The sequence below is a fragment of the Corynebacterium yonathiae genome (assembly GCF_027570195.1).
GTDB lineage: Bacteria > Actinomycetota > Actinomycetes > Mycobacteriales > Mycobacteriaceae > Corynebacterium > Corynebacterium yonathiae.
The window spans coordinates 107,069-119,890 of sequence record NZ_JAKMUZ010000003.1 but is presented as its reverse complement, the minus strand read 5'-3'; the positions used below and the strand labels follow the sequence as shown (position 1 = coordinate 119,890).

The window sequence follows — 12,822 nt, the reverse complement described above, 5'->3', positions numbered from 1 at the left end:
CCTACTTGCGGCGCAGCGACTTCGCGGCGGGTCGGTCGTTGCGGGACATGGTTTCCTCGGTGCCGTACAGGCCCTCACGGCGTGCAATACGTGAGGTGCGCTGCGCGGTTACCGGGCTAGTGAACATGGCAAACAGTACCAGCAAAATGAGCATACCTAAATCCCCGCGCTCGGCCACGCTGAAGGATTCCGCGCCCGTGATGCGGATGATCGCGCCAAGGATGGTGAGGATTAGGCCGGTGGTCTGTGGCTTGCTCACCGCGTGCACGCGCGACATGGTGTCTTTGAATCGGGCGATACCGATGGCCGCGGCCAAGGTCAGGACGCTGCCGCCAATGATGAGGATGAGCGAGAGTACATCTGCGATAAAGGACCAACTCATTGGTTATCCCTCTTCCTAAACCTAGTGACGGACACGGTGGAGATAAAGCCTAAGAGGGCGATGACCAGCATGGCCGAGACCACGGTGGTATTGAGGGACCAGCACATGTAGGTAGCCAGAGCGCATTGGAACATGGCGGTAAAGCCGTCCATGCCTATCAAGCGATCCAGCGAGTTGGGGCCGGTGACAATGCGCCAGAGGGTGATGAGGAAGGAGACCACCAGCAGCGCGGCGGCCACCAGCAAAATCGCGTTATAGATCTGCGGATCCATTTAGGGGTGGCTCCTTTCAAAGATGTCGATGAAGGAGGCCTCAAGGTGGGCCACGGCGCCGATTTCGCGCTGTATTTGGGCCTCATCGCGGGCATCCAAGATATGGACGGTAATCATGCGGTTAGCAATATCGATATCGGTTACCGTGCCGCCCGGCTGCAGGTTATACAGCGTCACGGCTAGTGAAAGCACGAACTCGTTATCCAGGCGCATGGGCAGCTCTAAGATGGCGGTCTTGGGCACTGGCTGTGGGCGCACGGCCAACCAGCCCACCTTGAGCGAGGCGTAGAACAACTCCCAGAACCAGCGGAGCATAAAAGCAATGAGCTTGCCCCAGGAAACGTCGATGCCGGTAATCGGCATGGCCGGCAGCGGCAGGGCAAAGACAATAACGACGCCGATGATGAGTCCCGCCACCAAGTTTCCCACGGTAACCTCGCCCATCAGCATGCACCACATGATGATGAGCCAGACGATGAACCACGGACGGAAGCGGTGGCGCAGGCCGGAAAAGCGCGTGTTAGTCATCGCTAATATCCTTCCTCTTGGCGGCGTCCGGAGATTTTACGGTGGTGGAATGCGAATCACGGCCACCGGCTTCCGGATCGGTGCGGGAATCCAGGCCCGGCGAGGCCGAGGACTCCGCGTCCGGGGAAAGGCTGCGGCGATTCTTATAGGAATCCGCGCCGCCGGTGTAGCGCTCCTTCTGGTTGAGGTGGCGAGTGGGAACATCCGCGCGGTCGCCCAGTACCGCGTACTGATAGATGGACGTATCCTGTGCGGATTCGGCAGCGCGCGAGGTTACACCAGATATTGGGCCGGCCAGGAAGGTAATGGAGGTCGACGCGGCTACCAGCAGGGTAGTAGAGGCGATCATGCCAAAGGGCACCCTGCCCACATCCTGGCGGGAGGAAAACTCCACCTCATCGGTGATATCAGAAAGCGGGGCCGGGCGGGCGAGCGCCACGTTGCCTTCAGGGGCATCAGCACGGTCGCGTTGAAAGCCCTTGGCCCATACCAACATCATGACGTAGAGCGTAAGCAGCGAGGTGACTACGGCACCGGCGATGAGTACCCACGCCATCCAGGAGCCTTTATTCGCACCCGCTTGCAGAAGGATGATCTTTCCCAAGAAACCGGAGAACGGCGGGATGCCGCCCAGGTTAATAGCAGGGATGAAGTACAAAATTCCGATCAGCGGAGCGGAATACATTAGCGAACCCAAGCGGCGCAGCGATGAGGTACCGGCCTGACGCTCGACCAGTCCAACCACCAGGAACAGCGCAGTTTGGACCAGAATGTGGTGCACGGCGTAGAAGATGGCGCCGGATAGGCCCTGTGCGGTGCCGAGGGAGACGCCGAAAATCATGTAGCCGATGTGGCTGACCAGGGTAAAGGACAATAGGCGCTTAACATCGGACTGCGCGATCGCGCCTAAAATACCCACCAGCATGGTGGCTAGAGCGACCCACATGAGCACGGTATCAAGCCCGCCCGCGGTAAAAACGGAGGTGCGGGCGCGAATGATGGCGTAAACGCCCACCTTGGTCAATAGGCCGGCGAAGACGGCCGTGACTAGCGACGGCGCCGTGGGGTACGAATCCGGCAGCCAGGCGTCCAGTGGGACCACGGCCGCCTTAATGCCAAATGCGACTAGCAATGTGGCGAAGATGGCGGTACGAGTTCCCTCCGGGATGTCCTGCATGCGCTGGCCAATCTGGGCCATGTTCATCGTGCCCACGGAGGAATACACAAATCCCAAAGCGAGCAAGAAGATCATGGATGAGGCCATAGACACCATCACGTAGCCCACGCCGGCCCGCACACGGCCAGCCGAGGCGCCCAAGGTCAACAGCACATAAGACGCTACGAGGAAGACCTCGAAGCCCACGTAAAGGTTGAAGAGGTCGCCGGCCAAAAAGGAGATATTAACGCCCATGGTCAGCAGCATGTAGGTGGGCAAGAATACGGCCACTGGCTCGTCCTTGGTGCCATCGCGTACGCCCTGGGAAATGGCGTACCAAATGACAGAAAACAGCACCACGGAGGAGGTAAAAAGCATCACCGCGGAGAGGCGGTCTGCCACCAGTGTGATGCCGACTGGGGCATCCCAGCCACCTATTTGCAGGGTTTGGATGCCCTCAAAATCCGCGATGAGGATGAGAAGGGCATTGACCACTGCGGTAATGAGCAGCGAGAAAAACACGATCTGGCGCTGCGCATTGGGAGTGCGGCAAAAGATCAATGCGAGGGCTGCGGCCACCGCGGGGATGATAATCGGCAGCGGAATGAGGTAGCCGATGTAGGGAAAGAGGACATCGACAAGCGGCTGTACGGTCTCACTCATCGTGGGCCCCCTTTACCGGTTCCTCGAAGGATGCGGGGCCGAAGTTATCGCCTTGCTTGGTGGCGCGGCCCGTAGTTGGATCATTGGAGGCATCGTGGTCCGGGCTAGCGGCCGCATTACCGGGGCGCGCAGCCTTGGCGGCAATAGCGGTATCTTCCGCGTCATCTTCAATGACATCGTCCGTACGGTAGCGGTACTGGCGGTAGGCCAGGGTAAGGATGAAGGCCGTTAGCGCCATGGAGATGACGATGGCGGTAAGGATCATCGCCTGTGCCAGTGGATCTGCAATTTCGGCGCCGAAAGGCTCCGACTCGCGGCCATCGATGGGAGGGGAACCGGCCGAGCCGCCGGACTGCAGCAGAAAGAGGTTGGCTCCATTGCCTAGAAGCAACAAGCCCAGCAGCATCTTGGTCATGGCGCGGTCGAGCAGCAGGTAGACGCCTGCTGCGACGAGCACGCCGGCGGCCAGAAGGAGGAAGAGGTTGGCTTCCATTTATTTCTCCTCTCCGGTCGTAGTAGCTGTGCTTGTGGTGGCGGCTTGTTTCTTTTCTTTGCGTTGGGCCCGTTGTGCCTTCTGTTTGGCGGTGCGTTGGCGTTGCTGCCGGGCCAGCGAGCGGGCGCGGTCGCGGGCGCGTTGCTTACGCATATCCTCTTCCTCGTCCAGCTTGGCACCCAAGGAATTCAGGATATAGAGCGTAAGCCCCACGACGATGAGGTAGACGCCGGCGTCAAAGACCAAAGCCGAAGGTAGGGATACCTTGCCGATGAGCGGTATCTCCGGCGAGGTGTATCCGCTGGTAAGCGGCGGGTGCCCAAAGAACATGGGGGTCACCGCGGCCAGAGCGGACAGGAAGAGGCCGGTACCCATGGTGCGGCCGGCGTCGATGGGCAGGGTCTCTTCCAGCTCCGCGCGCCCGCCGGCTAGGTAGCGCAGAATGAGCGCCAGCGCAGCGACGAGACCGCCGGCAAAGCCGCCACCCGGGGCGTTGTGGCCGGCGAAGAAAAAGTAGAAGGACAGCGCGACCATGGACGGGAAGAGCACGCGGGTGGAAACGTCAATCATCAGCGAGCGGTTGAGGGCCTTCTCAGATTCCACCCCGGCGGCCAGCCAGCGCCGGCCGGTAACCCGCAGGGTGGGGCGCCGGCTTTGGCGGCCGAAGGATTGGGTGCGGTAAATCAGCGAGACCACGCCCAGTGCGGCAACGATGATGACCGTAATTTCGCCGAAGGTATCCCACGCGCGCAGATCCACTAGCAAGACGTTGACGGTATTGGCGCCGTGTCCGATCTCCTTGGCCAGATCCGGCATGAACACGGAGATGGGTTTAGATTGGCGCGCGTTAATAGCAAACATCGCTACCACGGTGACTGTGAGGCCGGCGCCCACGGAAAGCCAGGCGCGCAGGCGCCCCATCTTGGGATCTTGCTTCCACTCGGTGGAGGCCGGCATGCGGCGCAAGACCAGCATGAAAAGAACCATCACGATGGTCTCAGTGAGCAGCTGGGTCAGTGCTAGGTCTGGTGCACCGTGTAGCGCAAAGATAAACGCGAGCGTATAGCCTGTTACACCAACGATGATGACGGCGGACAGGCGGTTATCGGTGACCGTGGCGGCCACCGCGGCCACCATGATGATGAAGGCGGCCACTATCTGCCAGGGATTTTCCGCCACAATCATCCGGATATCGGTGAGATCGCCCTTGATGAGCATAGCTAGCGGCAGCAGCATCAGCGTTGCAAAGATGACGGTCAAGTTCAGCTGCAGGGAGCCACGCTGCGTGCTTGCCGTCGTGCGCAGAGAGAGCTGGCGCAGATGAGCGATGACCGAATCATAGGCATCATCCGCATTGCCCAGCGCGGGATAGGCGAATTGCCACTTGACCAAGGTCTGGCGTTGCCAGTGCAGCACGATACCGCCCACAATGATGAGTACCGAGAGACCAAGTGCCACGGTAAGTCCATGCCACAGGGCTAGCTCGCTATGCTCCTTTGGGCCGAAAGTGGAGTTGAGGTGCTGGTCAATGGCCGCGGAGAGTGGCTTGGGGAACACGCCAAGTGCCACGGTTAGGGCGGTGAGCAGGGCAGGGGAGAGCCACAATCCTATCGTGACGGGATGCATCTTGGCGACGGCCTCTGCTGGCTCCGCACCATTAATTTCCTGCTTGGTGGCGAAGGCGCCCCACAAAAAGCGCAGGGTATAGGCCATGGTGAGGATGGAACCGAGGACATAGGCCACGAGCATCATATTGCGCGGCATTCCGGCCAGGAGCTCTTCGTGCATGGTGGCTTCCAGCACGGCTTCCTTGGCCACGAAGCCGAACAGCGGTGGGACGCCGGCCATAGATAGGCCGGAGATGATGGCAATACCAAAAAGGAAAGGCTCTTTGCGCCCCAAGCCGGAAAGCTTGCTGATGTCTCTTGTTCCCGAGCAGTGGTCGATAGCGCCGACGACCATAAACAGCGCCGCCTTAAACAGGGAGTGCGCAAAGGTTAGCGCGAGGCCGGCTTGCATGGCCTCTCGCGACCCCACGGCTGCAATGGAGGTGATAAAGCCCAATTGGGAGACGGTGCCATAGGCCAAAACCAGCTTGAGGTCGCGCTGCTTGAGCGCCATCCAACCGCCGAGCAGCATGGTAAATGCGCCGAGGGAGATAACCACCACGTGCCAGGTGGCGACTTCATACATGGACGGCGCCAGCCGCGCGACTAGATAAATACCTGCCTTAACCATCGCAGCGGAGTGCAGGTAGGCAGAGACCGGTGTCGGCGCCGCCATGGCACCAGGTAGCCAGAAGTGCGCCGGAGCGATTGCGGATTTAGTCAGCGCGCCCGCCAAAATGAGCACGATGGCTACCGTGACATAGGGGGTTTGCGCAAAATTCTCATAGGCTGCGATATCGCTAAAGGTCCACGCGCCGGTTTGGCGTCCCAGCAAAATAATGCCCATGAGCATAGAAAGCCCGCCCAAGACGGTGACCATAAGCGCCTGCTGCGCGGCGCGGCGAGAAGAGGCGCGCTCTGCGTAGTAGCTGACCAAGAGATAAGACAGCAGGGAGGTAATCTCCCAGAACACGTACATCAGCAGGAAATTATCCGCGGCCACCAAGCCAAACATGGCGGTGGCAAAGCCCACCATCTGCGCGGCGAACATGGCTAGGCGGCGCCGAGTGCCGTCGAAATAGCCCCAGCAATACACCAACACCAGCGCGCCCATGCCCAGGATGATGAGGCTAAACAGCGCGCCTAATCCGTCTAAGCGGAGATCAAAGCTGAGGTTGGCAGACGGCATCCATTCCACGGTGTGCTGGATCTCACCGTTGTCATTGAAAGTGCCGCGCAGGAAGTGAATGAGCGTCCACACAAACCCTGCGCCGGGGACCAGTGCCAAAATTCCAAAAGCCGGGCGCCCCATCCGCATGATTAGTAGCGGTGCGGTCACGGTCGCGGCGATGAGGGCACCCAAAAGTATTAGCACGTTGGTTACTGCGCTCCTTATGGTTGTGTCGCGTTCCCGTGCCCCGCTGCCGCGAATACCACGAGCGCCACAACTGATGAGAGGCGAGAACATTCACAGGCCGCGCGCCGCTGAGTACACCGCGGCGGCACAGTGCAAGCAACATGGCCGAGCGCGGGGCTAACTTTTTGCCACTTTACCGGTTTTTCCACGGCATCGAAAGGAATAATTTTATGCGCTGTATTATATGCCGCTAGTTTGCAGTATTTTAGGGCAGAAGGAAACCCCGCATCCCAGTGGCGTGGGATGCGGGGTTGGGGTGAGCCACTAGATCATAGTGGCCGCGGCAGCTAGCAGAAGCGAGCCTTTAGGCGTAGCGCTGCAAGAAGAGTGCTTCCGCGGCGGCGATGTTTTCAATCTCGGTGGGGTCGACGGACTCATTAGCAGAGTGGATGGTGCACTTTGGCTCCTCCACGCCATAAAGGGCGATCTCTGCGCTCGGGTGAGCTTCTTGTAGCTCGGTGGTCAGCGGGATAGAGCCACCCATACCCTGTGCGGCGGTTTCCGAGCCGTAGGCCTCGGAAAGGCACTCGCCCAGCAAGGCAGCGGCGGGCTTTTTCGGATCGGTGGCAAAGCCGGCATTGGACTCGAGCACTTCGGCCTTGACCTGGGCACCCCATGGGGTGTGGGAGCGGAGGTGCTCACACACGGCGTCGGCAATCGCAGCGGCATCGGCACCGGCCGGCACGCGCAGATTGAGCTGCGCTAAAGCTGTGGCGGGCACGGCGTTGACTGCTTCTGCAACCGGGGTAGAGGTAAAGCCGGTCACGGTAATGGCTGGGCGGGACCAGACCATATTGGCCACCGGGGTGGGGCCGGCTGGGTCATCCTCGCCCATGATCTTGGTGCCTTCCAGAAGCTGTGCATCGGCGCGGAAAGCCTCGGCCGAGTATTCCTGGCCGGACCACTCGGCGGTGGTCTCTACGCCGTCAATAACGGTGCGGCCATACTCATCGGACAGGGAGTCGATGGCGCGCATCAGGGCCTTGGCGGCGTCCGGGGCCGCGCCGCCGAACTGACCGGAGTGAACAGCGGAAGCCAAGGTATCAACCTGCACGCCAATCTGCGCGCCGCCGCGAAGAGAAGTGGTCAAGGTGGGCTGGCCCACGGCGGCGTTGCCGGCATCGGCGATGAGGATGGCGTCGGCAGCAAAAAGCTCCGGGCGGTCCTTGATCAGCTGGGACAGGCCCTCGCCGCCGCGCTCCTCAGAGCCCTCGATGAGGTACTTCAGATTGACCTTGGTGCCGCCGTTATGGTCCACTGCGCGCAGGGCGGCCAGGTGCATGGCCACATTGCCCTTGCAATCTGCGGCGCCGCGGCCATACCAGCGGGTGGAGCCATCGGCGGCCTCGCGCTCGGTAAGGGTAAATGGATCGGACTCCCAAGCCTCGCGGTTGCCGGCCGGCACCACGTCATAGTGGGAGTAAAGTAGAACCGTCTTGGCACCCTCATCACCCTTGCGCTCGCCCAAGATGGCGGTGGAGCCATCGGCGGTGGTGATGGTCTCGACGCTAACCCCGGCCTCTTCCAAAGCGGATTTAACCCACTGGCTTGCGCCTTTGGTCTGCTCCTCCAAGCTCTCCTCGTCGTGGACGGAGTTGAAGGCCACGAGCTCGCTGAGCTGGCGGAAAATGGTCTCGCGGTCGTTGCGGATGCTTTCAGTAAGTGCAGTCATGGTCTCTACGGTACCCGCCCGCCCCAAGCTATAGAGCAACCGGAATAGGAAAACGCTGGGGTGGTGAACTAAAATTTATTCATTCCACCCTGTGCGGATTCTGTCCGTTCGAACCCAATCCGGGAATGAAACCGGCGCCAAACAGGCAGAAACGGACCTGGCTGGCTGCGGCCCGCTGCGTGGGTGAAACAAGAAACTTTCATAGCCGAGAATAGAAAGGACCTGGCATGGCGAACGTAACTTCCGCCGCAGGTTCCAAGGCCTCCCTGCCCGAGCTGACTCTGCGCGGCATCCTCGTCGGTGGCCTGATTACCCTCATCTTCACCGCTGCCAACGTTTACCTAGGCCTGAAGGTGGGCTTGACCTTTGCTACCTCCATCCCGGCCGCCGTGATTTCCATGGCGGTGCTGCGCCGGTTCAAGGGCCACAACATTAAAGAAAACAACATTGTGCAGACTATTGCCTCTGCCGCGGGCACCTTATCCGCCATCATTTTCGTCTTTCCCGGTTTGGTTATGGTGGGGTACTGGCAGGGCTTTGGCTTCCTGCAGACGGCCGGCGTGTGCATCATCGGCGGCGTGCTGGGCGTGATGTATTCCATCCCGTTGCGTCGTGCCTTGGTCACCGGTTCCGATCTGCCCTACCCGGAGGGCGTGGCCGCGGCTGAGGTCCTCAAGGTCGGCGATGAAAATGCTTCCGATAACAGCCAGGAAGAAAATGCCAAGGGCTTGCGGGTTATCGTCGCCGGCGGCATTACCTCGGCCGTGATGGCGCTGCTGACCGCAATGAAGGCCGCAGCCTCCGAGGCCACCGCCTATTTCAAGCTCGGTGCCGGTGCGACCACCCTGGGCACGAGCCTGTCTACCGCCCTCATTGGCGTGGGCCACCTAGTAGGCCTGCCGGTGGGCATTGCCATGCTGGTTGGCGTTGTGATTTCCTACTTCATTTTGCTGCCTATTTTCACCGCCGGTGATGTCACGGGCGCCACCGCGCTTGCCGACGTCGTCGATACCACCTTCTCCGATGACATCCGCTTCATCGGCGTAGGCACCATGGCCATTGCCGCTATTTGGACCTTGCTGAAAATTGCCGGGCCCATTGCTGTGGGCATCCGCCAGTCCCTAGCTTCTTCCCGCGCCCGCAAGTCCGGCTCCGCAGTGGATGTCACCGAACGCGATATTCCTTTCCCCTATGTCGCCACCACCATCGTGGCGCTCATGGTGCCCATCGCGCTGCTTTTATGGGACTTCGTCCGCGGTACCGATATTCACGACCACATGGCCGCGCTCATTACCGTCTCCGTCCTCTTTACCCTCTTGGTGGGCCTCATTATCGCCTCCGTCTGCGGCTACATGGCCGGCCTGATTGGTGCATCTAACTCGCCGATTTCTTCCATCGGCATCATCGCCGTGCTTGCGGCCTCTTTGATCATTGCCGCCGTTACCCGCGGCACCAGCGCTGATCCTTTGTCCTTGGTGGCCTACACGCTCTTTACCGCGGCCATTGTCTTTGGCATCGCCACCATTTCCAATGACAACCTGCAGGATCTCAAGACCGGTCAGCTCGTCGGTGCAACTCCGTGGAAACAGCAGGTGGCGCTCATTATCGGCGTCGTTTTCGGCTCCCTAGTTATTCCGCCGATTCTGCAGGTCATGCTCCATGGCTTTGGTTTTCAAGGAATGGAAGGCGCCGGCGAAGATGCCTTGGCCGCCCCGCAGGCCGCCCTGATGTCTTCGGTTGCTTCCGGCATCTTTGACAGTTCGCTGGATTGGAACCTCATCTTTATCGGCATGGCGATTGGTGCTGTCCTTATTATTATTGACGAACTCCTGCGCAAGTTCACCAATAAGTACTCGTTGTCCCCGCTGGCCGCTGGCATGGGTATGTACCTACCGGCCGCACTGACCATCGTTATCCCCATCGGCGCTATCTTGGGAACCTTCTACGATAAGTGGGCCGCGAAGCAGGTCCGCCCCGAGTTTGCCAAGCGTATGGGCACCTTGCTGGCCACTGGCCTGATCGTGGGTGAGTCCCTCTTTGGCGTGGTCAACGCCGGTATTATCGCCGCCGCTGGCGGCGAGAGTCCACTCGAGATCTTTGAAGGTGGGGCCTCTGCCACCGTCGTTGGCCTGATTCTCTTTATTGTCGCGCTGACCTTTATCTACCGCTGGACCAAGCGCACAGTGAAGAGCTCCTAGCTTCTGATCCATTCCTTATCTAGTGGCGTCCCTTCGCGGGGGCGCCATTTTTTCTTGCAGTCGCGGTAGGAGAGTGCCAGAATGGTCGTTAGCACTCGCACAGTACGAGTGCCAGATATATCTACATCGTTGTGGTTGAGGTTGGTTCACACTCACCAGCCATGCCGTCGCGGGCGTCCGCAGCGAGAAAGACGTGAGTGTCGTCCTCAATAAACCAAGGAGCACAAACACAATGGCAAAGATTATCGCTTTTGATGAAGAGGCCCGCCGCGGCCTTGAGCGCGGCCTGAACACGCTTGCCGACGCCGTCAAGGTCACCCTCGGCCCCAAGGGCCGCAACGTCGTCCTAGAAAAGTCCTGGGGCGCTCCAACCATTACCAACGACGGTGTTTCCATCGCTCGCGAAATCGAGCTCGAGGATGCTTATGAAAAGATCGGTGCCGAGCTGGTTAAGGAGGTTGCCAAGAAGACTGATGACGTCGCAGGCGACGGCACCACCACCGCAACCGTGCTGGCACAGGCACTGGTACGCGAAGGTCTGCGCAACGTAGCCGCAGGCTCCAACCCCATGGGCATCAAGCGCGGCATCGAGACCGCGACCAAGAAGGTTGTAGACTCCCTGCTGTCTTCTGCTAAGGAAGTAGAAACCCAGGAGCAGATCGCTACCACCGCAGGCATCTCCGCTGCTGACCCCGCCATCGGCGAGAAGATCGCTGAGGCTATGTACACCGTGGGCAACGGCTCCGTAAACAAGGACTCCGTTATCACCGTTGAAGAGTCCAATACCTTCGGCGTTGACCTCGAGGTAACCGAGGGCATGCGCTTTGATAAGGGCTACATCTCCGGCTACTTCGCTACCGATATGGAGCGTCAGGAGGCAGTCCTCGAGGATCCGTACATCCTGCTGGTCTCTTCCAAGATCTCCAATATTAAGGATCTCGTACCGCTGCTGGAGAAGGTCATGCAGTCTGGCAAGCCGCTGCTGATCATCGCCGAGGACGTCGAGGGCGAGGCCCTGTCCACCCTCGTGGTGAACAAGATCCGCGGCACCTTCAAGTCTGTTGCCGTTAAGGCACCGGGCTTCGGCGACCGCCGCAAGGCTACTCTGCAGGATATGGCCATCCTTACCGGCGGCCAGGTTATCTCCGAAGAGGTCGGCCTCTCCCTTGAGACCGCTGAGCTCGAGTACCTGGGCCAGGCCCGCAAGGTTGTCGTCACCAAGGACGAGACCACCATTGTCCAGGGCGCAGGCTCTCAGGAGCAGATCGACGGCCGCATTAAGCAGATCCGTGCCGAGATTGAAAGCTCCGATTCCGACTACGACCGCGAGAAGCTGCAGGAGCGCCTGGCTAAGCTCTCCGGCGGCGTTGCTGTCCTTAAGGTTGGTGCCGCTACCGAGGTTGAACTCAAGGAGCGCAAGCACCGCATCGAGGACGCAGTCCGCAATGCCAAGGCTGCCGTGGAAGAAGGCATCGTCGCTGGCGGCGGTGTAGCCCTGCTGCAGGCCGCTTCCGTTCTGGACTCCCTGGATGACCTGAAGGGCGACGAGGCTACCGGCGTCAAGATTGTCCGCGAGGCCCTGTCCGCACCGCTGAAGCAGATTGCACACAATGCTGGCCTGGAGCCTGGCGTTGTTGCTGACAAGGTTGCCTCCCTGCCAGCAGGCGAAGGCCTGAACGCTGCTACCGGTGAGTACGTCAACCTCATGGAAGCAGGAATTAATGACCCAGTTAAGGTCACCCGCTCCGCCCTGCAGAACGCTGCCTCCATTGCAGCTCTGTTCCTGACCACCGAGGCTGTTGTTGCTGACAAGCCTGAGCCGGCTGGCGCCAACAATGCTATGCCGGATGCTGACGCTATGGGTGGCATGGGCTTCTAGGGAAAGACCCGATAAGATCTAGGACACGGCCCTCAGGGCCTCCTAGTCCCTTCTAAGCGCCCCGCTTGTGTGCTTTAGAGCGCATGATGCGGGGCGCTCCGGCGTGTCTGCACAATTTTGCTTGAGTGGTGCGATAAAGCGACGCCTCGTCCAGGCGAGAAAGCTGTCCGAAAATGCTTGTCATAGCTGGTTTCGATTTGGGCTGCAGGTTAATGGATGCCTTGGAACTTTACTGCGGTGGATGGCGTAATAATTACCGCCACAGCTTTTAATACCTAAATCATACGTCCCAGAGACCCCGTATAGGGGTAGCTGAAGAGTAGAGATTTGTAAAAATCTTCCGCTTCCGAGGTGGGTTTCAGGACTATCTATCGTTGGTTACACCGAAAAGTATTACAGTGTTAAGTTTTAATTCATCTAACTATTTGGTGTGTGGTGGAAAACCCAGTTCAGCAGGCCTTGATCTGGGGTAAAAGGTGTTTTTAATAGCTCCTATAGAATATGACCCACCCTTATCAAGTTGCCTGCGCGCCGTAATTTTTATGCGAATTTGAC

The 12,822-nt window shown here is 59.6% G+C and carries 9 protein-coding genes; 2 read left to right on the top strand and 7 right to left on the bottom strand.

Going from position 1 to position 12,822, the window contains the following annotated elements; genetic code table 11:
- Window position 1: 1 nt before the first annotated feature.
- The 7 genes from L8V22_RS02530 to L8V22_RS02500 all read right to left on the bottom strand — a co-directional run bounded on the left by L8V22_RS02530 (window position 2) and on the right by L8V22_RS02500 (window position 8,190).
- Window positions 2–382 (bottom strand): monovalent cation/H(+) antiporter subunit G, encoded by a 381-nt coding sequence (locus L8V22_RS02530; protein WP_238801758.1) that lies wholly within the window; start codon window positions 380–382, stop codon window positions 2–4.
- Window positions 379–654, bottom strand: coding sequence for a monovalent cation/H+ antiporter complex subunit F (locus L8V22_RS02525; RefSeq protein WP_238801757.1), 276 nt, complete (start codon window positions 652–654; stop codon window positions 379–381). The genes L8V22_RS02530 and L8V22_RS02525 overlap by 4 nt, the downstream gene beginning before the upstream one ends.
- Window positions 655–1,182: a Na+/H+ antiporter subunit E gene (locus tag L8V22_RS02520; protein WP_238801756.1), complete on the bottom strand. Its 528-nt coding sequence runs from the start codon at window positions 1,180–1,182 to the stop codon at window positions 655–657.
- Complete coding sequence (locus tag L8V22_RS02515) at window positions 1,175–3,001, bottom strand: Na+/H+ antiporter subunit D (protein ID WP_238801755.1); 1,827 nt, start codon at window positions 2,999–3,001, stop codon at window positions 1,175–1,177. Before L8V22_RS02515 ends, L8V22_RS02520 begins: the two co-directional genes overlap by 8 nt.
- Entirely contained in the window at window positions 2,994–3,494 is a 501-nt protein-coding gene (locus L8V22_RS02510; protein WP_238801754.1) for a Na(+)/H(+) antiporter subunit C, read from the bottom strand. Before L8V22_RS02510 ends, L8V22_RS02515 begins: the two co-directional genes overlap by 8 nt.
- Window positions 3,495–6,476, bottom strand: a complete 2,982-nt coding sequence (locus L8V22_RS02505; protein ID WP_238801753.1) for a Na+/H+ antiporter subunit A — start codon at window positions 6,474–6,476, stop codon at window positions 3,495–3,497.
- A 346-nt stretch (window positions 6,477–6,822) separates the two neighbouring features.
- On the bottom strand, window positions 6,823–8,190 hold the full coding sequence (locus tag L8V22_RS02500) for a M20/M25/M40 family metallo-hydrolase (RefSeq protein ID WP_238801752.1): 1,368 nt from the start codon (window positions 8,188–8,190) through the stop codon (window positions 6,823–6,825).
- Window positions 8,191–8,417: 227 nt separating this feature from the next.
- Between L8V22_RS02500 and L8V22_RS02495 the strand changes: the two genes are divergently transcribed.
- Both L8V22_RS02495 and groL read left to right on the top strand, forming a co-directional pair.
- Window positions 8,418–10,388, top strand: coding sequence for an OPT family oligopeptide transporter (locus tag L8V22_RS02495; protein ID WP_269966387.1), 1,971 nt, complete (start codon window positions 8,418–8,420; stop codon window positions 10,386–10,388).
- A 232-nt stretch (window positions 10,389–10,620) separates the two neighbouring features.
- Complete coding sequence (gene groL / locus L8V22_RS02490) at window positions 10,621–12,267, top strand: chaperonin GroEL (RefSeq protein ID WP_238801750.1); 1,647 nt, start codon at window positions 10,621–10,623, stop codon at window positions 12,265–12,267.
- Window positions 12,268–12,822: the final 555 nt, after the last annotated feature.